This is a genomic window from Imtechella halotolerans, assembly GCF_028743515.2.
GTDB classification, from domain to species: Bacteria; Bacteroidota; Bacteroidia; order Flavobacteriales; family Flavobacteriaceae; genus Imtechella; species Imtechella halotolerans.
Genome location: NZ_CP117969.2, coordinates 2,242,954 through 2,262,340, shown reverse-complemented (window position 1 = coordinate 2,262,340; position 19,387 = coordinate 2,242,954). Strand labels below are relative to the sequence as shown.

Genomic DNA, 19,387 nt, shown 5'->3' with positions numbered 1-19,387 from the left:
ATGGAGTACTAGTGCGAAATGGGGTTAGGGGAGAATTAGTGAAGAAGATAAAAATATATAGAACTCTTATTTTGGTGTTTTTAGGATTCGACAGCTAATATACATCCTTTACTGATGCGGTACTTTTCCTATCTTTGGTTTCTGAAGGGAATCCAGAGTGTTTTATTACACAACCAATGTTGGCTCTTCCTTCTTTGATAAAACTTTGTGGAATTAAATTCCTTTGGTAAATCTTTTTAGAATTGCTTAAAACTATATAGAATTAAAATTGAAAATGAAATGAAAGTATCTGTTGAACTTACACTTACACCATTACAAAATGATTTTGAACCTAGTATTATACATTTTATAAAAAAGTTAAGAGCATCAGGTTTAACGGTGTTAGAAAACCCATTGAGTACACAGGTTTATGGGGAATATGATGTAGTAATGAATTTGCTAACTAGAGAAATTAAAGAGGCATTTGAGCTTGTAGATAGGGGGCTTCTCTATATGAAGATTGTTAAATCTGATCGACATGATTATGAGCCACATTTTTGATTGGATTTTTGACCAGTATCAGGGACAGCCAACTCATTTGGTGGTGCTAGAGCTTATAGGAGTCCTGTTTGGTTTTCTAAGTGTATGGTATGCGAAAAAGAATAATATATGGGTATACCCAACCGGAATAATAAGTACTGCTGTTTTCGTTTATATTTTATGGCACTATGGGTTATTAGGTGATATGATCATAAATGCATACTATTTTAGTATGAGTATTTATGGTTGGTATATATGGACAAGGAAGGTAGATGCCACCCACTATACCCCCATTACAAAAACTTCCTCTGGCGAATGGAAATGGTCTTGGATTCTTTTTGTCGCAACTTTAATTTTTATCTACGTAGTGTATAATTGGTTTGATAAATGGAATAATTGGACTGCCTATACAGATGCCATCACAACCGCGATCTTTTTTGTAGGGATGTGGCTTATGGCTAGAAAAAAAATAGAAAACTGGATTTATTGGATTATAGGTGATTTAATATCAGTGCCTTTGTATTGGTTTAAAGGACTTATCTTTACCTCATTACAGTATTTATTATTCACTATAATAGCCATTTATGGATATCTAGCATGGAAGAAACTCTTAAACAACAATCATCAAGTATAATTAAGGTCGTTCTTTTCGGTCCTGAATCTACAGGTAAAACAACTCTCTCCGAACAATTGGCAAGATATTATTCTACTGTTTGGGTTCCGGAATACGCACGTGAATATCTGCAGGATAAATGGAATGAAGAAAGAAAAACATGTGAGTTACATGACCTTATCCCAATAGCCCAGGGACAAATGAGGTTGGAGAATAAGTTAGCAACGAAAGCCTCGAAGGTCCTAATTTGTGATACCGATTTATTAGAAACTAAGGTTTATTCGGAGACCTATTATGGAGGAATGTGTGATCCATTACTTGAAAAATATGCTATCAAAAATACCTATGACTTGTATTTTCTAACCTATATAGATGTGCCTTGGGAAAAAGATGACTTAAGGGATCGACCTCAAGAACGTGATGAAATGTTTATGCATTTTAAAAGGGCATTAGATAAATATAATCGGCCTTATTTGGTCCTTAAAGGAGATAAAAAGACTCGTTTACAAACTGCTGTCGAGGCAATAAATAATCTTTTAGTTTTAAAATGATGAATTTATTAAAACAAGATATAGAATTACTGAATCAAAAGGGAATTACAGAAGAAATGTTAAGGTCTCAATTGTCTTTTTTTCAGAAAGGAATCCCTCCAGTGGTATTGGCTGCTCCAGCAACTACAAATGATGGGATTATGGTACTTACTGATATCGAAAAAGAAAGATGCGTTTCTTGGTTTGAAATGAAAAAAGAGGAATTGGATATCGTTAAATTTGTACCGGCATCCGGAGCCGCTACTCGTATGTTTCAATCGTTGTTTACTTTTTTAAAGGAATTTAAGCCAAGTGAGGAAAGTTTTAATGCGTATGTAAACCGTATGATGGCTCCTGAACTTCAAGTGTTTTATGTAGGTTTTGAAAAATTTCCGTTTTATAAAAATGTAGAGAGATATATTGCTGAAAAGTTACCTGAGTTTAATTCTTTGAGTGATAGTTGGCAAAAATGGCATTTAGCAAATGTCTTATTGGATAAGGGAGCTCTCAATTATAGTAGTCTTCCTAAGGGTTTGTTTCCATTTCACCAATATTACGATTCTATAATTACTGCCTTTGAGGAACATTTGTATGAATCAGCTTTATATGCAGTTAGTCAGCAAAGGGCTCGCCTTCATTTTACTATCGCAGAAGAACATTTGACATTATTTCAGCATAAATTTAATAATGTAGAAAAGGAGATTTCTCAAAAAACAGCTGTGGAGTTTTCAGTTCAATATTCTTTTCAAAAACAACGTACAGATACCCTTGCTGTGACTTCGGATAATATACCATTCCGAGACGAAAATCAGCAATTGTTTTTTAGACCAGCAGGGCATGGTGCATTATTGGAAAATTTGAATGAAGTGCAATCTGATATTGTATTTATTCAAAATATAGATAATGTAGTGATGCGTCGGTATGAACCTACTATAGCCTACTATAAAAAGATATTAGCTGGTAAATTATTAGAGCTTCAAGAGCGATCTTTTAAATATGTTAGTCAAATTGATTCAGGGGTTATAAAGAAGAAGGAACTTCCTGAACTATTGGAGTTTTTAAAAGAATTGAATGTAGTTGTTCCTACAATGGTGCATAAATATACCAAAAAGTACATGCTAGAGTATGTTCGACGTAAGCTTGACAGACCAATTAGGGTTTGTGGAATGGTTAAAAATGAGGGAGATCCTGGAGGTGGGCCATTTTGGATAAAAGAAGAGGAAAGATGGTCTCTTCAAATTGTAGAATCTGCTCAAATGGATTTAGAAAATGAGGAGCAAAGAACTATATTTAAGAAGGCTACTCATTTTAATCCAGTTGATATGGTGTGTGGGCTTAAAAATTATAAAGGGGAGAAATATAATTTGCCAGATTTTGTGAATTATAATCAGGCATTTATTACTCGAAAAAATTATCAAGGACATGTCATTAAGGCCTTGGAGTTGCCTGGATTGTGGAATGGGGCTATGGCTCATTGGAATACAATTTTTGTAGAAGTACCACTTACTACGTTTAACCCTGTAAAGACAATTAATGATTTATTGAAGCCTGCTCATCAACCTAAAAATGTATAAAAAATATACACCTATTGTGTAGTTCATACACAACAGTATACGGATACGGATTTATTTAATCCGTATTTTTTTTGATGTAAAAAATTGATTAATAGAATATTGTGAATTGTGTTTTGTCTGCTGGAAATTTTGGCATGTACTTTTCATCTATTGTCTTGAAAACAAATTATAATCTTAAAAAATTTAAATTATGAAAAAGTTATTTTTAGCATCGTTACTAGTTGTAGGAGGTTTAACAGCATATGCTAATTCAGCAGTTCAATATCCGAAAGTGGCTATTGAAAGTAATATTCAGGATGAATTCAAAGAGATTGCTGCTGATGCATTGCCGGAAGCTGTACAAGCTGCATTAAAAAAAGATCATCCTAATGCAGTTCTTGGTAAGGCGTATGTAAATGATAAAAAAGTATACAAATTGGAAGTTACCATTGATCAGTCTGAAAAAGTATTATATTCAGATGAAAATGGAAACTGGATTGAAAAATAAGGATTTGGTTAGGTTGGTTAAAAGGGGGCTGCAATTTATGTAGCTCTCTTTTTTTATGCTTTTTTTTGGTGTTATTCGTTGTTAACTTGTCTATTTTTGTTAGAAACCCTCTACTATGAAGTCTATTTTATTGGTTGAAGACGATATATCATTTTCCCAACTGTTGCAACGATTTTTGGAACGAAATGGTTATAAAGTGACTACAATTTTATCTGTCAAAGAGGCTTTGAGAACCATAGAGGTCGAGTCATTTCATATGGTTTTTTCTGATTTGCGACTTCCGGATGGTGATGGTATAGACTTGTTAAAGAGTATTAGATCTAATGGATTGGAAATACCAGTTATACTTATGACGGGGTATGCAGAGGTATCTACTGCCGTAGAAGCTATGAAGCAAGGAGCATTCGATTATATATCTAAGCCATTCAATCAGGAGGAGGTTCTAGATGTTATTGCCAATGCACTAAAATCTTCCTCCAAATCTTCTTCAAAAACAGAAGTAAATATTTCTAAAAAGGGGTTTAATCAAGGCTATGTGAAAGGTGTAAGTAAATCATCTCAAACATTAAATGAGTATGTTCAATTGGTAGGACCTACAAATATGTCTGTTTTAATAATTGGAGAAAGTGGCACCGGTAAGGAGATGGTCGCCAAGGCAATTCATGAACAAAGCAGTCGAAATAATAAACCATTTGTAGCTGTGGATTGCGGGGCTATTCCTAAAGAAATAGCCTCTAGTGAGTTTTTTGGACATGTTAAGGGAGCCTTCACTGGTGCTATTGATGATAAAAAGGGACATTTCTTATCGGCTAATGAAGGAACTCTTTTTTTGGATGAGGTTGGTAATTTGTCTTATGAAAATCAAATACAGTTACTCAGAGCTCTTCAAGAACGAAAAATAAAACCAGTAGGAAGTAGTAAGGAAATATCCGTAGATATAAGAATTATAGCGGCAACTAATGAAAATTTAGAAAAAGCAGTAGATAATGGTGATTTTAGAAATGATCTGTATCATAGGCTGAATGAGTTTTCAATAAAAATGCCTCAATTATCAGAACGAAGAGAAGATATTCCGATTTTTGCCGAATACTTTTTAGAATTGGCTAATAAACAACTTGATAAGCAAGTACTTGGTTTTACACCCGAAACCATGGCTGTTTTTCAAAAATATAATTGGCCCGGAAATTTAAGGGAGTTGTCCAATGTGATAAAACGTGCCACACTTCTCACTCAAGGTGGTTATATTCAATCAGCCATTTTACAAACTATGCTATCTGTTAAAGAGAATGTGGTAGATAGTGAAATTAATTTTTCTACCAAACATCATGAAAAGGAACTTATTCGAAAGGCGCTTATAGAAGCTGAAAATAATAAAACACTGGCTGCCAAATTGCTTAATATTACCAGAAAAACACTTTATAACAAACTTAAAGAATATAATATTGAATGAATTTATATCCCTACTAGATAATTTTGGATATCCTTATGCAATTGTTCCCAACTTTGTTCCCATTTGTTGAATAATCCGACTGGAAAGTCAATTTGATTTGTAGCATGGTGATACATTTCTTTAAGAATTATTAAGGAATGTTCTGCTTTAAGTTGAGTGAACATGGTTAGCATTTTATGTAGTAGTGCCTCAGCAGCTTGATAATTTTCTTCCTGAATATATTTGCGTAATAATAGTGAATGTTGTTTTGTTTCTTGACAGAAAGTAACCAATGATACCTTTATCAAATTATTATCATCTCCAACAAACGAAATGATTGAGTCTGGATTAAAAAACTGAGCTTTTTTTTCTGTTAATATTGGAAGCTTATCAGTTATTGGATGATTCTGTAAAGGAAAATAATGAGATATTGTATTGAATAATTCCTGAGGGGTGAATGGTTTGTATAGCACCTGGGTAAACCCGCTTGAGAGATAGAGTTCACGATTTATATCTTTTCTTCCTGTCATCGCAAATACAGGAATTGAAGTGTTAAATTCTGATTGTTGTACCAGTAAATTCAGAAATCTAAAACCATTTATTTTAGGAAGCTGTATGTCTGTCAATATAAAGTCGAACTTAATTTTTTTTAAGGCTTCTAGGGCCGTCTCTGCATCGCTAAACTTATGTGTGAATATTTGTCTTTGTTGGAGGGTTTCTTCTAAAAGTTGAAGTAAATTAATATCATCATCAATTAGTATCGCAGTAAGGTTTTTAATGGTTTTAGAAGGGTCATGTTTAGGTTTTTCCTTTAATGTGGCAGGTAGTGTAAGGGTGAATATACTACCCTTGTTTAACTCGCTTTTAACGCTTATGTGTCCATCCATAAGTGTAGCTAGCTTCTTTGAAATTGTCAGCCCCATCCCATATCCTCCATATTGTCTTTCAATGGTTGAGTTAGCTTGGGTAAATTCCACAAATATAGTGGATAAAGCTTTTTCAGGGATACCTACACCTGTGTCAGATATTGCTATACTTATTTTAGAATCTTTTTGGTATGCATGAACTACTATCTCACCTTTTGAAGTGAATTTATATGCATTTCCAAGCAAATTGGTTATTATTTGCCTAATTCGGTAGGGATCCCCAATGTAGAGTGATGTGCTAAGCGTGTTGTCTATGTTTAATGAAAGTGAAATATCTTTTTCCTGGTTTGTGTTTTTTAAATTTGAAACTATATCATTTAATAGTGTGCTAATATCAAACGGAATATTTGAAATGGTTAGTTTGCCTGCTTCAAGTTTGGAGTAATCCAAAAGGTCATCAACTAGTTGAGACATATATGATGATGATTCAAGAATGCTACTCAGGTAATATTTCTGCTTTTGTTCTTTGAGATGAGATTGAAGCATATTAGCATAGCCTACAATTGTGCTTAATGGAGTTCGTAAATCGTGGCTAACCATGGAGATTAATTGTTCTCTACTTTGTAATAGGGAGGAGGTATATGAATTCGCATTTTCTAATTCCTTTCGGTAGCGTTGTGCTTTCCAGAAGTCGTTTAGTATAAGAAGTGAAAAAATTATTACTAGTAATGTTGCAATAACTGCCGCGAGAATTAATATGTATGCTCCTCTTTGAAGTGCTTTATCACGTTCTTTAGCCAATTTCAAATCAGATAAGCGAAGATCAGATTCTAATAAGGAGAGCAATGTTTTTATTTGTTGGGAAACTGTAAGATCATTTTGTACTAGTTGATTTTCTTTTTTCACAAGCTCCTTACGTTGTTTAACAATCTCGTTTCGTACTTGTTTTAAATGTGTTTTAGATTGGACGATAATTGAATCAAGGGTTTGTTCGTCAACCATTACAGAAGTATCTCTTGGTCTGTATTTGTTTAAAATCGTAATAATTTCTTCAAGTGTTTCTTTTTGTTTTTTTGCAAGATTTTCCGGATTACTTGAAAAATCTTCCAGCGTAAGTTTACCCATGGAAGATTCAATATTTATGAAGTTTTTAATTCCTTCATCTAAAATAGAGTCAGATTCACTTGCCTCCCTGATTGATTTCAGTTCGAATATGTTTTGAAGTTTTTCCTCTAATAAAAGCTTAATACTATCAACAAGAACTACTTGATATGGACTGTTTGTAAGGATTTTTAAGGAATCGATTTCAAGGGCTAAACTGTCATTCTTAATGATATACTTGGTTAATATTTCGGCTTCCTCAGATTGAATGGCAGCCCTGCCAAAGCTTTCATTTTCGTACATTATTGCTAAAATTCTTCCAATACGTACTACTTTACTATTATCATTGGTTTCATGTTGCTGCAATGACGTAAAAGCATCAATTTGTTTATATAGATAGGAGCCAACTAAAATAACAAGTAGAAGTAGAATCATATAACTAACCACTACTTTGATGGTTATGTTTCTTTTGGGACTGTTCATAGGTTAAAAATACATATTTCAATGTATGACTAAAGCAAAGTTTTTGTAAAAAAAGAATTAAAGTCACTTTTCTGTCTTACATTTGCGCCGTCTCATAAGGGGTGCTCAAATTAACGAGCTGAGATCATACCCATAGAACCTGGGCGGGTAATGCTGCCAAGGGAGTCTTGCAATAGTTGATTAGTTTTAATATAACAACTAACCATTGTTGCGGGGAAATATCATAAATAATAACCAAAGAATAATGACCCCTTTTATTCGTAAATCATTTACGAATGAAAACATTAGCTATTTCTTTGGGCCTTTTATTGAATACTACGGTTTTAATGGCCCAAAAAGAACAACCCAAGGATACCATACAAGAGCCTATCACTCTGGATGAAGTTCTTGTCTCAGCAGTACGAGTTACTGCTCAATCGCCTGTAACCTTTTCAAACATCTCAAAACGAGAAATTAGAAAAAGAAATTTGGGGCAAGATATTCCAATTTTGATGAATTTTCTTCCTGGTGTCGTTACAACAACTGATGCAGGAGCTGGAGTTGGTTACACAGGAATTCGTGTACGTGGGAGTGATGCAACTCGTGTTAATGTTACTATTAATGGTATCCCATACAATGATGCTGAATCTCAAGGGACTTTTTGGGTAAACATGCCTGATTTTGCGTCTTCTACTGAAAGTTTGCAACTGCAAAGAGGAGTGGGAACCTCAACTAATGGTTCGGGTGCTTTTGGAGCAAGTCTAAATATTCTTACCGATGCTGCTTCTAGTGAAGCTAATGGAGAAATTGCAAACTCCTTTGGAAGTTATGCAACCAGAAAACATACCGTGAAATTTTCTACAGGCCTTCTTAATAATCATTTTGAATTAGCTGGTCGGGTCTCCGCAATTGCTTCAGATGGATATATAGATCGTGCTACATCAGATCTAAAATCATATTTTCTACAGGGGGTTTTTACAAATAAGAATACCCTTATTAAAGCGTTGGTGTTTGGTGGTCATGAGGTAACGTATCAAGCGTGGAATGGTATTGAAGATCTTGATATGCTTGAAAATAATCGTCGATTTAATTCAGCGGGTGCGTTATATGATGAAAATGGAAACATTGTAGGGTATCACGATAATGAAGTAGATGATTATAAGCAAGATCATGCACAACTCCATTGGAATCAAAAGATAAACACTAATTGGAGCACCAATTTAGCTTTTCACTATACGAGAGGTAGTGGATTCTTTGAACAATACAAACAAGGGGCTTCGTTTTCAGATTATGGGATGACATCAATCAATTTAGGAGGAGAAGCAATTGATGAAACTGATTTAATTAGGCGAAAATGGTTGGAGAATGATTTTTATGGATCTACTTTCTCTGTGAATTTTAAAGATAAATTCTTTGATTTCATTATTGGCGGGGGCTGGAACAAGTATGTTGGAGACCATTTCGGTGAAGTAATTTGGGCTCGCTATGCAAGTGATAGCGAGATAAATGATCATTACTATGATGACAGATCCCACAAGACTGATTTTAATATTTTCTCTAAGGTAACAACGGATTTAGGTAAAGGCTGGAGTTTTTTCGGTGATTTGCAGTACCGCCGGGTAGCTTATAAGGCCAATGGTGAAGATACTGGAATTGTGGATGATCAGTTTGATTTTTTTAATCCTAAAGCTGGATTCACCTATGAATTGAATAACAATAATCAGATGTATGTTTCTTATGCCAGAGCCCAAAGAGAACCTAATCGTAATGATTATGAGGAGGGAAATCCAAAACCTGAAAAATTAAACGATTTTGAATTGGGGTGGCGCTATGCATCAGGCAATGTAAAGCTGAATACAAATGCATATTATATGCGTTATAAGGACCAATTAGTTCTTACTGGAGGGCTTAATGATGTAGGTGCACCAATCCGTGCAAACAGTGGTGATAGTTATCGCCTAGGATTGGAAGTAGATGCGACCTTTGTTTTTGGGTCCCAATGGGTTGTTCGTCCAAATTTAGCCCTAAGCACTAACAGAAATATTGATTTTGTTTTTCAAAGAGATGGATCCCTAATGTCATTAGGAAACACTCATATTTCATACTCTCCAGAAGTAGTTGTCGGAAATATTGTTACCTATGCACCAATTGAAAATCTTCAATTTTCTGTTTTATCCAAATATGTTGGAGATCAATATATGGGTAATATAGATGCAGAGGGATCAAAGCTTGATAGTTATTTTATAAATGATCTAAATATAGTTTATGAACTTAATTTAAATTCAGTATTTAAGACTGTCGCTTTTTCAGCCTTGTTAAATAATATTTTTAACGTAAGATATGTTTCCAATGGTTATTTCTATACCTATGATGATGATTGGAGTAACCCAGGATCGGTGACAACTATAGAAGGAGCAGGATACTATCCACAAGCTACCCGTAATTTTTTAGTTGGTGCCACCATTACATTCTAGGGATTCGTTTTATATTATTTTTTTTAAACCCTTTCGAAAATCTTCGGGAGGGTTTTTTTAGTTGGAAACGGTAATAAAACTTCCGTTTACACTGGTGCGATAATTAAGAAGACCATAAACTTTTTTTTCTGTTTCTGGAGTTGATAGTAGGTATCCGTTAAATAGAGAATACTCATAATTTTCACAACTGCATTTAACATTAGTGCCGCCGATAATAGTCATTTTAGAACATAAGTTTGGGGAGTGGTTAGGACAGCTTGCCTCCCACGCATAATAGGTATTAAAGCCTGCATTAATAACAAATATGCCTTTAGTACCAACTCCTGTATTTCCTATGTATATCGCATTTCCAGTTGTGGTTAGGCTGCTATAGCTTGCCAAGTTGAGATTGATTTCAAATTTGAAATTCGCCTCTTCAAGATATGGGTTTCTATCTAATGATTCACTACTACAAGAGACCATAACTAGCAGAATTGCAATATAAAAAGATATTTTCATGAGGTTATTTTGCCTGCCAATGTACAACATATTCTTTGTTGAATTAAAATTTTGTATATTTGTTTCAAATCCTCTAAGAGTAGGGGATTTTTTCTATTTTATAAAACGATGATGTTATGAGTAAAGTATCTTATTACACAGCCGAAGGATTAAAGAAATTACGGGAAGAGTTAAACTATTTAAAAGATATAGAGCGTCCAAAAGCTTCTCAAGCTATTGCTGAAGCGCGTGATAAAGGAGATCTCTCTGAAAACGCTGAGTATGATGCTGCCAAAGAATCTCAAGGATTATTGGAGTTAAAAATTGCTAAAATGGAGGAGGTTCTTGCCAATGCGAGATTAATTGATGAATCCCAATTAGACACTTCAAAAGTGCTGGTGTTGTCAACAGTGAAACTTAAAAATGTTGCCAATGGTATGCAAATGAAATATACCCTTGTGGCAGAAAGTGAGGCCGATCTTAAAACTGGAAAAATTTCCGTAAGTTCCCCTATTGGAAAGGGATTATTAGGTAAATCAGTTGGAGAAATTGCAGAAATCCAGGTTCCCAATGGCGTGATGAAAATGGAGATTTTAGAAATTTCTCGCGATTAAATAAAAAGTATCAATTGTAATAAGAAATCCTTCGAATTAACGAAGGATTTTTTAATTTTAACAAGACTAAAAAATAGAGTTATGGCGTCAATTTTCACTAAAATCATTCTAGGGGAAATCCCTTGTTTTAAAATTGCTGAAGATGAATTTTTTATTGCATTTTTAGATGTTAATCCTAATTCAAAAGGACATACTTTATGTGTTCCTAAGAAAGAGATAAATAAACTATTTGATTTGGATGAAGAAACCTATATGGGTCTAATGGTGTTTTCAAGAAAGGTGGCGAAAGCTTTAGAAAAAGCAGTAGAGTGTAAGCGGGTTGGTGTTGCAGTGGTTGGTCTTGAGGTGCCGCATGTACATGTACATCTTATTCCTCTAAATGAAATGAAAGAAATGACATTTCAACATAAGGTTAGTATGACTTCAGAAGAAATGGAATCATTAGCAAAACGTGTACAGTTATTTCTGGAGTAAAAGGAGGTATAAGACACTAGTTAATGCAGACAATGTTAAAAATAAGGCGACATAACCTAATTTATAAAGTCTAATATTTTTTTTTGCAACAACGGTTTTTAGGTAGAAATCATGAACGAGTTCAATTTCTTTAGTCCAACGAATTGGATAAATGATAGTTTGGCATTTATTACATCGAAGTTCTGAAAAAATTTGATTTGAGGTATAGTTCCATAGAATATTTTTAAAATTTCTTTGATAAAACGAAAGTTCAAGAGTGTCCTGTGAAAAGCATTCTGGACAATGATTTGCCAATTGGGTTTGTTTTATGGGATTTTCTGTTTTTTGCATGATATATTTAGGTTTTAGTAGCCGTATATAGTTGAAGTTGGATAGTAGATCCTTTACCAAGCTCTGATGAAAGTACTTTTACTCGCCCTCCGTGATAATCTTCTATAATACGTTTCACAAGGGAAAGTCCAAGGCCCCAGCCTCTTTTTTTAGTTGTGAACCCAGGTTCAAAAATTCGTTTATAGTTTTTTTTGGCAATACCTTTTCCAGTATCAGCAATTTGAATTTTTAAAATATTGCCAAAATATTCCATTGTGACTGTTATTTGCCCCTTTCCTCTCATAGCATCAATTGCATTTTTGACTAGATTTTCAATAGTCCATCCATAAAGTTGTTTATTTAATCGAACTGGTATGACTTTATCGGGTAGGTGAATGGAGTAAATTACTTGTTGAGAAGTTCTAAGTTTTAAATAATCGAAAGCAAGTTTGGTTTCTGTAACAATATCTGCTACCTCTAGCGCTGGTGATGAGCCTATTTTAGAGAATCTGTCAGTAATGGTTTCTAAACGGTTCACATCTTTCTCTATTTCACTAATTATGGAGGGATCTACTTGTTGCGATTTTAGAATTTCAGTCCATCCTAATAAGGAAGATAGTGGTGTTCCTATTTGGTGCGCTGTTTCCTTTGCCATACCTGCCCATAGTTTGTTTTGATCCGAAATTCTAGCGGTACGATAAAAGAAAAAAACTACTGTTGAGAAGAGAAAAATAATAAGTAATAGGGCTAAAGGATAGTATTTAAGGTTATTAAGAACATTTGAATTACCATAATAGAGAGTGCCAAATCTTTCGCCATTATATATAATGTCTATTGGCTCATTTTCTTGCTCAAAAACAGCAATACGTTCTTTTATAAAAAGGGAGTCTTTTGCTTTCTCTTTATTAATGTTATTTGTACTAAACCAACCGTCAACACTTACATAGATCATGGGGTTAGAATAGTTCCCAGTAATGACTTTAAAGGCTAAGTCTACATTCTCATCTTCATCAGCAGTGATTATGGATTGTTGTGCAGCTGCCCAATTGTCCATCTTATCCCGTTCTTCATCTTTAAATTGTTGAAAAAAACTATAGGTGTTCCATAGGATGGCACCGACAATTCCTACAGATATGCAAACTAGTAGGAGGCGTATTTTATTTTTATAGCGAGAAAAGGGCATATGTATTGGAGAAAATTTAATTTAAATATAAGGCAAAAGGAACAAATGTCAGGAGAACTTACTATAACATTTTACTACCTCTAATAGATTTTTTACATTTGTGGAAATCCAATTAATATATGCTTACTATTAAACCTGGGGAGATACCTACGGCTAAATTACATAGCTATATGCTATCGGCAGTGGCACCTCGCCCTATAGCTTTTGCTAGTACAATTGATCAAGATGGACGTCCAAATTTATCGCCCTTTAGCTTTTTCAATGTTTTCAGTAGCAAACCTCCAATAATGATTTTCTCTCCTAACCGACGTGTGAGGGATAATTCAACTAAACATACTTTGGAAAATGTAATAGTAACTAAGGAAGTTGTCATCAACATAGTAAACTTTAGTATGGTTCAACAAACATCTTTGTCAAGTACTGAATACCCTCAAGGTGTAAATGAGTTTCTAAAGGCTGGTTTCACTATGTTGGCTTCAGAGGAGGTGCGGCCATATAGGGTGAAAGAATCTCCAGTACAATTTGAATGTAAAGTACGTGAAGTTATTGAGTTAGGTCAAGAAGGAGGTGCTGGGAATTTGGTAATTTGCGAAGTGGTTAAAATGCATATTGATGAATCAATTCTTGATGATTCTGGGAATATAGATCAGCATAAAATTGATTTAGTTAGTCGATTAGGAGGGAATTGGTATGGGCGTCCTAGTAAAGGATTGTTTGAGGTTCCAAAGCCTTTAACAACCCTTGGTATTGGTGTTGATAGCATTCCAGAAAGCATTAGATGGAGTAAGGTACTTACGGGAAATGATTTGGGAATGTTAGGAAATGTAGAAGCCTTACCTACCACGGAAGAAGTAACCTATTTTTTACATCAGAATGTTAGCATAAAAGGAGTAATTTCTACCTTTGATCAGGATAAAATTCACCTCAAAGCGCAGGAGTATCTAAAAGTAAACGATGTAATTTCAGCCTGGAAAGTGCTTTTGGCGAGTTTGAATAATGAATAATAAACTAATTTAAAGAGATAAAGATGGAAATACAAGGCCGCATTAAAATGCTGGGGTCTACACAAACAGTAGGCAGTGGCGGTTTTAGAAAAAGAGAATTGGTAATTACCACAGAAGAGCAGTATCCACAACACTTATTAGTGGAGTTTGTTCAGGATAAGTGTGATCTTTTAAATGCTTATCAAGTGGGTCAGCAAGTAAAGGTAAGTATTAACCTTCGCGGACGTGAATGGGTAAATCCTCAAGGTGAAACCAAGTATTTTAATTCAATCCAAGGTTGGCGAATTGAAAGCCTACAGGCAGCTCAGTCTGCTCCCCCCCAAATGCCTCCAGTGCCACCAGCTGATGCCTTCGAACCCGCAAGTAATTTTAATGAAGAGGAGTACGACGATTTACCTTTTTAGTAAATATTTTTTATAAGTCTCGGTTAACTATCGAGACTTTTTTGTTATCATCGATTATGATTTGGTTGACTGAAGAATTATATTTTCCTGATCCATTACAGACCGAACCTCATGGAATTGTTGCTGCAGGAGGAGATTTAAAGCCAGAACGCCTCTTGATGGCATACCATAACGGTATCTTTCCATGGTATGATGATGATCAACCAATACTATGGTGGTCTCCTGATCCAAGAATGGTACTTTTTCCTAAAGATTTATACATTTCTAAAAGCATGCGAAAGTTGATTTCTAAAAATGTATTTAAGGTAACATTTAATCAATCATTTAGAAGTGTTATTCAAGGGTGTGCTGCTGCTAAAAGAATAGGGCAAAGGGGGACTTGGATTACGGATGAAATGATTGAAGCCTACATTGAACTTCATGAATTGGGTCATGCTATGTCTGTAGAGGTATGGCAGGATAGTTCTTTGGTGGGGGGGCTCTATGGGGTCGATTTGGGGACTGTTTTTTGCGGGGAGAGTATGTTCTCAAATGTGAGTAATGCCTCCAAAGTAGGATTTATTTCTTTGGTAGAAAAGTTAATACATGATGATTATAAGCTTATTGATTGTCAGATATATACCGAACATTTGGCAAGTTTAGGAGCTTGTGAAATTCCTAGAGAAGTGTTTTTGAGTTATTTACCAATTAATACTTCCTTATAACGGAAACAACCTACTTCATGGTCATTAACCATTCCTGTAGCTTGCATATGTGCATAAATAACGGTAGTTCCCACAAATTTAAAACCTCTTTTCTTTAAATCTTTACTAATTTGATCTGATAGTGGTGTGTTTGCCGGAGCCTGTTTATAGTGAGTAAGCTCGTTTATTATAGGATTACCATTTGTAAAGTTCCATATATATTTTGAAAAACTACCAAATTCTTCTCTTATCTTTATAAAAGCCTGAGCATTGGTAACGGTAGCTTTAATCTTCAATTTGTTTCTAATGATACCAGTATCTTGAATAAGGTTTTCCAGTTTTTCTTCACTATAATTACTTATAGTGTTAAAGTCAAAATTATCAAAAGCTATTCTGAAATTTTCTCGTTTACGTAATACTGTAATCCAACTTAATCCTGCTTGAAAAGTTTCAAGCATAAGAAACTCGAAAAGGGTTTCATCATCTTTTACAGGTACACCCCATTCCTCATCATGGTATTTTTCATAAAGGGGATCTCCGATACACCATCCACATCGATGTTTTTTCATAGGTTTACTTAGGTTGGAATAAATATGTAATTGTTCCTATTTGAGTTGATTTTGCACTATTCTGATTGAATCGTGATTGTAAAGCATAGGCGATGGCATTGTCGGTTAGGCAGCCGTTCAGATTGTTGGAACTTCTATTTATAGTTGCTTCGATAACGGTCCCTTGGGCGTTTACTACAATATTAACAACTACTTTTCCGCTTTCTGCGCAGGTGTAGATAGGATTGGGTAATTGTTTGGTAGGGTAACGATCAACAAGGGAATAACTTATTGAACTATTTTTATTAACCCCACTATTCTGAGCTAAGATTTCTGAGATATTTGCACCGTTAGAAGCAGTAGTTTTCCGCTTTTCAGCACGTTTGGCTGCGATTGTGGACATTGAACTCATAAACTCATCATCTCCTTCACCATCGGTATTTTCTTCTTGTGTTAATGTAGCATCATTTTGACGACTTTCCATTAACTCCTCAAGTGTTTTAAAGTCGTCTGTGTTGTTTTGAAATTTACCAGCTTCATTAAATGCTGTATGTGTTTTAGGTTGATTGAGTTGGGCAATTTCTTCTAACCGTTCCTGTTCTTTTTCTTCAGGAGTGGTTTCTTCTACCATAACTTCGTAGAAGTATTCTTCCTCTTCACCCAGGGATCCTAAGTGAATATTAAAGGCTATCAGCACTGTAATAGACAGAATAAGTCCAGAAATGATAGCCGCGTAATGATGTCTTTCTAGTTTCATCATTTTTAGGTTGTTATAAAGATTTAGGTGGTTAAATTTAGGAAAAACTGTTGAAATATAGCATTTTGATTTTTATTATTTACAATATTAAATAACCTTTATGGGTGTGAAAGTAATTAAGCCTCTTCAAGTTTAGTAACAAATGATTCTGGCATTATAGCATCTGAAACATTGAAATTTCCAATTCGTGTTCTTCGAAGAGCAGAAAGGAAACCTCCTGATTCCAATGCTCGACCGAAATCAAATGCTAGTGACCTAATATAGGTTCCTTTACTACAAACAACCCTAAAATCCACCTCTGGCAATTCAATTCGTGTAATTTCGAAGGTTGAAATAACTACTGTGCGTAATGGAACTTCTACTTCCTTCCCTTCTCTAGCCATCTCATAGAGGCGTTTACCATCTTTTTTTAAAGCGGAAAAAACAGGTGGTCTTTGTTGTATAGTGCCAATAAACTTATTGGTGGTGTCAAGGATTAGGTCATTTGTAAGATGATCTATTGGAAAGTAATCGCTTATTGCGGTTTCGAGGTCATAAGATGGGGTGGTTCCACCTAAAGTAATGGTCCCAGTATATTCTTTTTCTTGTCCTTGAAATTCAGGTATTTTTTTGGTAAATTTTCCAGTGCAAATAACAAGAAGACCGCTGGCTAATGGATCTAAAGTGCCAGCGTGACCTATTTTTATTTTCTTTAGTTTAAATCGTTTTAATATAGCCCATTTTAATTTGTTGACAGCTTGAAATGAGGACCATTCAAGGGGTTTGTCTATAAGAAGTATCTGCCCTTCTTTTAATTGTTCTTCTGTGTAAAATGACATTTAAAATGTTGTTAGGGGTTGCACAAAGTAATGGATGATCAAAAGTACAACACCAATAAAAATTCGATAATATCCGAATATTTTGAATCCGTGTTTGCCCAAATAAGTAATAAATGATTTAATTGCAATCATTCCTACTATAAATGCAATAGCATTACCTATAATTAAAGCGTTTACTTGTTCAGGTGTTATGGTCAGACCATTTTGGTAATAGTCAAAACTTTTTTTAGCTGTGGCTCCTAGCATCGTAGGTATGGCTAAGAAAAATGAAAACTCAGCAGCGGTTGTTCTATTTAACTTTTGAGACATTCCTCCAATAATGCTAGCAGCACTGCGGGATACTCCTGGAATCATTGCTAAACATTGAAAACATCCTATTTTAAATGCAGTTTTATAGCCAATCTCTTGATTTTCAGATGGAGTGAATAGTGTGTCTATTTTAAGAAGTAAAAAACCCCCGATGACCAGGAAAATGGCAACAATCAATGGGCTTTCTAGTAATTGATCTATAAGGCCACTAAATAAAGATCCCAATATTACGGCCGGTATAAACGCCACCAGTAATTTTAAATAGAAATCAACTGATTGGAAAAAGCGTTTCCAATAGAGAACTAAAACTGATAGAATGGCTCCCAATTGAATTACAATTGTAAACAGCTTTGTAAAGTCATCAGAAGCAATCCCCATAAAGGAGGAGGCAATAATCATATGTCCTGTAGAGGAAACGGGTAAATATTCTGTAAGGCCTTCAATAATGGCCAGTACAATGGCTTTTATTAAATCCATGTAATGGGTGTTGAGGCTTTCAATTTCAGAAAGCAACGAAGATTATTTTTTCTTGTTAGGATTTAATAGGATTGCGTAAACTTCTATAGCAAAACCAATGAGAACCAGTGTAGGAGCCAACCTAATTCTTTGGAAATCAAAAATAGATTCATCAAAAACATTTGGATCATTACTGCCTCCACCGCTCATAAGGATAAATCCAAGGGCAATTACCGCCAATCCAATAAACATAAATAGATAATTCTTTTTATGGAAAATAAAATCATGTTGCTGTTTTTCTTCTTTCTTCATAAAAATATTTTTAATAGTATAAATCGTCAGTTCGTAAATTTAGAAAACGCTGAGCTGCAAAAAAAGTGCTTAACCAGCTTATAACAATGCCTGTAAGTAGAATTCCTCCAAAAATGAGTGTCAAAGTTGTAGAATCCTTTAACAATCCAAGTTCGGGAAAACGTCCATCAAGATAATATAATCCAGTTGCCATACCAGCTATTGCAACCAAGGCTCCTATAATACCTAATTTTATATTGTTTAGGATAAAGGGTCTTCTAATAAAGCCTTTGGTGGCACCAACCATCTGCATTGTCTTTATAATAAACCTCTTGGAGTATATAGAGAGACGAATGGAAGAGTTAATTAAAAGTATGGCGATTAACGTAAAAATACCGCTGGCAATGAGGATTCCAAGACTAATACGCTTCACATTATCATTTAATAAACCTATAAGTGGTTTGTCGTAGGAAACTTCGGAAACATAGTCTTTGGTTGTAAGTGTTGTTGCAATGGAATCAATGGCTATAGGTGTTACGTAGTCCGCTTTAAGGTATACATCAATGGAATTTTGTAATGGATTATCACCAATAAATTCTACAAAATTTTCGCCAATTTCTTTACTGAAGTTCTCTGCGGCAATTTCCTTTGAAACAAATTCAGCTGATTTGGAATATTCAGCCATTGCTAGGCTTTTCTGCAGGTGATTGATATCAACCTCTTTGGCATTATCTTTTAAATAGACTGTTATTGCCACTTGTTCCTTGAAATGGTTAGCTAATTTTTTTGTGTTTAGGACAAGTAATCCTAATACACCCAATAAAAACAGTACTAACGCAATACTAAGTACCACGGAAAAGTATGAAGATATAAGTTTGCGTTTTTGATAGCGCTCAAAGGATTTGCTCATAAGAAAAGCAGGACATTTATTGTTTGTGTAAAAGTAATAAAGTAATTTTAAACTATGGTTATAAACCTTAGAACGTTGGGATTAGCAATCAAGTA

The 19,387-nt window shown here is 34.6% G+C and carries 22 protein-coding genes; 12 read left to right on the top strand and 10 right to left on the bottom strand.

The window, feature by feature from the left end:
• The first annotated feature begins 279 nt into the window (after positions 1–279).
• The 6 genes from PT603_RS10190 to PT603_RS10165 all read left to right on the top strand — a co-directional run bounded on the left by PT603_RS10190 (position 280) and on the right by PT603_RS10165 (position 5,173).
• Complete coding sequence (locus PT603_RS10190; RefSeq protein ID WP_008236818.1) at positions 280–540, top strand: thiamine-binding protein; 261 nt, start codon at positions 280–282, stop codon at positions 538–540.
• Positions 524–1,153: a nicotinamide riboside transporter PnuC gene (gene pnuC / locus PT603_RS10185; protein ID WP_008236820.1), complete on the top strand. Its 630-nt coding sequence runs from the start codon at positions 524–526 to the stop codon at positions 1,151–1,153. The genes PT603_RS10190 and pnuC overlap by 17 nt, the downstream gene beginning before the upstream one ends.
• Positions 1,117–1,683 carry an AAA family ATPase gene (locus PT603_RS10180; protein WP_008236822.1) on the top strand — a complete coding sequence of 189 codons (567 nt, stop codon included), beginning with the start codon at positions 1,117–1,119 and terminating at the stop codon, positions 1,681–1,683. Before pnuC ends, PT603_RS10180 begins: the two co-directional genes overlap by 37 nt.
• A complete protein-coding gene (locus tag PT603_RS10175; RefSeq protein WP_008236824.1) occupies positions 1,680–3,236 on the top strand; it encodes a DUF4301 family protein in 1,557 nt (518 codons plus the stop codon). Before PT603_RS10180 ends, PT603_RS10175 begins: the two co-directional genes overlap by 4 nt.
• Before the next feature lie 190 nt (positions 3,237–3,426).
• Positions 3,427–3,723 carry a periplasmic protein gene (locus PT603_RS10170; RefSeq protein WP_008236826.1) on the top strand — a complete coding sequence of 99 codons (297 nt, stop codon included), beginning with the start codon at positions 3,427–3,429 and terminating at the stop codon, positions 3,721–3,723.
• A 115-nt stretch (positions 3,724–3,838) separates the two neighbouring features.
• Positions 3,839–5,173: a sigma-54-dependent transcriptional regulator gene (locus tag PT603_RS10165; protein WP_008236828.1), complete on the top strand. Its 1,335-nt coding sequence runs from the start codon at positions 3,839–3,841 to the stop codon at positions 5,171–5,173.
• A 2-nt stretch (positions 5,174–5,175) separates the two neighbouring features.
• On the opposite strand, the gene PT603_RS10160 is transcribed toward PT603_RS10165, so the two are convergent.
• Complete coding sequence (locus PT603_RS10160; RefSeq protein WP_040488510.1) at positions 5,176–7,602, bottom strand: ATP-binding response regulator; 2,427 nt, start codon at positions 7,600–7,602, stop codon at positions 5,176–5,178.
• Between the two features lie 275 nt (positions 7,603–7,877).
• Between PT603_RS10160 and PT603_RS10155 the strand changes: the two genes are divergently transcribed.
• Positions 7,878–10,055, top strand: a complete 2,178-nt coding sequence (locus tag PT603_RS10155; protein ID WP_008236830.1) for a TonB-dependent receptor — start codon at positions 7,878–7,880, stop codon at positions 10,053–10,055.
• A gap of 57 nt (positions 10,056–10,112) precedes the next feature.
• Here PT603_RS10155 and PT603_RS10150 read toward each other — a convergent pair whose 3' ends face one another.
• On the bottom strand, positions 10,113–10,553 hold the full coding sequence (locus PT603_RS10150; protein ID WP_040488511.1) for a Rieske (2Fe-2S) protein: 441 nt from the start codon (positions 10,551–10,553) through the stop codon (positions 10,113–10,115).
• Positions 10,554–10,669: 116 nt separating this feature from the next.
• On the opposite strand from PT603_RS10150, the gene greA reads away from it, so the two are divergent.
• Together greA and PT603_RS10140 are read left to right on the top strand one after the other, a co-directional pair.
• Positions 10,670–11,146 (top strand): transcription elongation factor GreA, encoded by a 477-nt coding sequence (greA, locus tag PT603_RS10145; protein WP_008236832.1) that lies wholly within the window; start codon positions 10,670–10,672, stop codon positions 11,144–11,146.
• Positions 11,147–11,227: 81 nt separating this feature from the next.
• Positions 11,228–11,620 (top strand): HIT family protein, encoded by a 393-nt coding sequence (locus PT603_RS10140; RefSeq protein ID WP_008236834.1) that lies wholly within the window; start codon positions 11,228–11,230, stop codon positions 11,618–11,620.
• On the opposite strand, the gene PT603_RS10135 is transcribed toward PT603_RS10140, so the two are convergent.
• Both PT603_RS10135 and PT603_RS10130 read right to left on the bottom strand, forming a co-directional pair.
• Positions 11,606–11,950, bottom strand: a complete 345-nt coding sequence (locus PT603_RS10135) for a hypothetical protein (protein ID WP_008236836.1) — start codon at positions 11,948–11,950, stop codon at positions 11,606–11,608. The genes PT603_RS10140 and PT603_RS10135 overlap by 15 nt on opposite strands.
• Positions 11,951–11,957: 7 nt before the next feature.
• Complete coding sequence (locus PT603_RS10130) at positions 11,958–13,112, bottom strand: sensor histidine kinase (RefSeq protein ID WP_008236838.1); 1,155 nt, start codon at positions 13,110–13,112, stop codon at positions 11,958–11,960.
• A gap of 119 nt (positions 13,113–13,231) precedes the next feature.
• Between PT603_RS10130 and PT603_RS10125 the strand changes: the two genes are divergently transcribed.
• The 3 genes from PT603_RS10125 to aat are packed head-to-tail and all read left to right on the top strand — an operon-like array spanning position 13,232 to position 15,224.
• Positions 13,232–14,116, top strand: coding sequence for a flavin reductase family protein (locus tag PT603_RS10125; protein ID WP_008236840.1), 885 nt, complete (start codon positions 13,232–13,234; stop codon positions 14,114–14,116).
• Between the two features lie 23 nt (positions 14,117–14,139).
• On the top strand, positions 14,140–14,520 hold the full coding sequence (locus PT603_RS10120) for a DUF3127 domain-containing protein (RefSeq protein WP_008236842.1): 381 nt from the start codon (positions 14,140–14,142) through the stop codon (positions 14,518–14,520).
• A 56-nt stretch (positions 14,521–14,576) separates the two neighbouring features.
• On the top strand, positions 14,577–15,224 hold the full coding sequence (gene aat / locus PT603_RS10115) for a leucyl/phenylalanyl-tRNA--protein transferase (protein WP_008236845.1): 648 nt from the start codon (positions 14,577–14,579) through the stop codon (positions 15,222–15,224).
• On the opposite strand, the gene PT603_RS10110 is transcribed toward aat, so the two are convergent.
• The 6 genes from PT603_RS10110 to PT603_RS10085 all read right to left on the bottom strand — a co-directional run bounded on the left by PT603_RS10110 (position 15,197) and on the right by PT603_RS10085 (position 19,292).
• On the bottom strand, positions 15,197–15,772 hold the full coding sequence (locus PT603_RS10110) for a DNA-3-methyladenine glycosylase I (protein WP_008236847.1): 576 nt from the start codon (positions 15,770–15,772) through the stop codon (positions 15,197–15,199). The two genes, aat and PT603_RS10110, sit on opposite strands and share 28 nt — an antisense overlap.
• Positions 15,773–15,776: 4 nt before the next feature.
• Positions 15,777–16,511 (bottom strand): energy transducer TonB family protein, encoded by a 735-nt coding sequence (locus PT603_RS10105; protein WP_155805493.1) that lies wholly within the window; start codon positions 16,509–16,511, stop codon positions 15,777–15,779.
• A gap of 113 nt (positions 16,512–16,624) precedes the next feature.
• Entirely contained in the window at positions 16,625–17,326 is a 702-nt protein-coding gene (gene truB / locus PT603_RS10100) for a tRNA pseudouridine(55) synthase TruB (RefSeq protein WP_008236851.1), read from the bottom strand.
• On the bottom strand, positions 17,327–18,112 hold the full coding sequence (locus PT603_RS10095; protein ID WP_008236853.1) for an undecaprenyl-diphosphate phosphatase: 786 nt from the start codon (positions 18,110–18,112) through the stop codon (positions 17,327–17,329).
• A 42-nt stretch (positions 18,113–18,154) separates the two neighbouring features.
• A complete protein-coding gene (locus PT603_RS10090) occupies positions 18,155–18,403 on the bottom strand; it encodes a DUF3098 domain-containing protein (protein WP_008236855.1) in 249 nt (82 codons plus the stop codon).
• 10 nt (positions 18,404–18,413) lie between these two features.
• Complete coding sequence (locus PT603_RS10085) at positions 18,414–19,292, bottom strand: cell division protein FtsX (protein ID WP_008236857.1); 879 nt, start codon at positions 19,290–19,292, stop codon at positions 18,414–18,416.
• Positions 19,293–19,387 lie beyond the last annotated feature (95 nt).

What these genes read in the sequence shown, in the direction of transcription:
- PT603_RS10095 (WP_008236853.1), bottom strand. Translation starts at nt 18,112, where the DNA reads ATGGATTTAATAAAAGCCATTGTACTGGCCATTATTGAAGGCCTTACA.
- PT603_RS10180 (WP_008236822.1), top strand. Translation starts at nt 1,117, where the DNA reads ATGGAAGAAACTCTTAAACAACAATCATCAAGTATAATTAAGGTCGTT.
- PT603_RS10170 (WP_008236826.1), top strand. Translation starts at nt 3,427, where the DNA reads ATGAAAAAGTTATTTTTAGCATCGTTACTAGTTGTAGGAGGTTTAACA.
- PT603_RS10125 (WP_008236840.1), top strand. Translation starts at nt 13,232, where the DNA reads ATGCTTACTATTAAACCTGGGGAGATACCTACGGCTAAATTACATAGC.
- PT603_RS10120 (WP_008236842.1), top strand. Translation starts at nt 14,140, where the DNA reads ATGGAAATACAAGGCCGCATTAAAATGCTGGGGTCTACACAAACAGTA.
- PT603_RS10150 (WP_040488511.1), bottom strand. Translation starts at nt 10,553, where the DNA reads ATGAAAATATCTTTTTATATTGCAATTCTGCTAGTTATGGTCTCTTGT.
- PT603_RS10175 (WP_008236824.1), top strand. Translation starts at nt 1,680, where the DNA reads ATGATGAATTTATTAAAACAAGATATAGAATTACTGAATCAAAAGGGA.
- PT603_RS10090 (WP_008236855.1), bottom strand. Translation starts at nt 18,403, where the DNA reads ATGAAGAAAGAAGAAAAACAGCAACATGATTTTATTTTCCATAAAAAG.
- PT603_RS10160 (WP_040488510.1), bottom strand. Translation starts at nt 7,602, where the DNA reads ATGAACAGTCCCAAAAGAAACATAACCATCAAAGTAGTGGTTAGTTAT.
- aat (WP_008236845.1), top strand. Translation starts at nt 14,577, where the DNA reads ATGATTTGGTTGACTGAAGAATTATATTTTCCTGATCCATTACAGACC.
- greA (WP_008236832.1), top strand. Translation starts at nt 10,670, where the DNA reads ATGAGTAAAGTATCTTATTACACAGCCGAAGGATTAAAGAAATTACGG.
- PT603_RS10135 (WP_008236836.1), bottom strand. Translation starts at nt 11,950, where the DNA reads ATGCAAAAAACAGAAAATCCCATAAAACAAACCCAATTGGCAAATCAT.
- PT603_RS10165 (WP_008236828.1), top strand. Translation starts at nt 3,839, where the DNA reads ATGAAGTCTATTTTATTGGTTGAAGACGATATATCATTTTCCCAACTG.
- PT603_RS10140 (WP_008236834.1), top strand. Translation starts at nt 11,228, where the DNA reads ATGGCGTCAATTTTCACTAAAATCATTCTAGGGGAAATCCCTTGTTTT.
- truB (WP_008236851.1), bottom strand. Translation starts at nt 17,326, where the DNA reads ATGTCATTTTACACAGAAGAACAATTAAAAGAAGGGCAGATACTTCTT.
- PT603_RS10190 (WP_008236818.1), top strand. Translation starts at nt 280, where the DNA reads ATGAAAGTATCTGTTGAACTTACACTTACACCATTACAAAATGATTTT.
- PT603_RS10105 (WP_155805493.1), bottom strand. Translation starts at nt 16,511, where the DNA reads ATGATGAAACTAGAAAGACATCATTACGCGGCTATCATTTCTGGACTT.
- PT603_RS10085 (WP_008236857.1), bottom strand. Translation starts at nt 19,292, where the DNA reads ATGAGCAAATCCTTTGAGCGCTATCAAAAACGCAAACTTATATCTTCA.
- PT603_RS10130 (WP_008236838.1), bottom strand. Translation starts at nt 13,112, where the DNA reads ATGCCCTTTTCTCGCTATAAAAATAAAATACGCCTCCTACTAGTTTGC.
- PT603_RS10110 (WP_008236847.1), bottom strand. Translation starts at nt 15,772, where the DNA reads ATGAAAAAACATCGATGTGGATGGTGTATCGGAGATCCCCTTTATGAA.
- PT603_RS10155 (WP_008236830.1), top strand. Translation starts at nt 7,878, where the DNA reads ATGAAAACATTAGCTATTTCTTTGGGCCTTTTATTGAATACTACGGTT.
- pnuC (WP_008236820.1), top strand. Translation starts at nt 524, where the DNA reads ATGAGCCACATTTTTGATTGGATTTTTGACCAGTATCAGGGACAGCCA.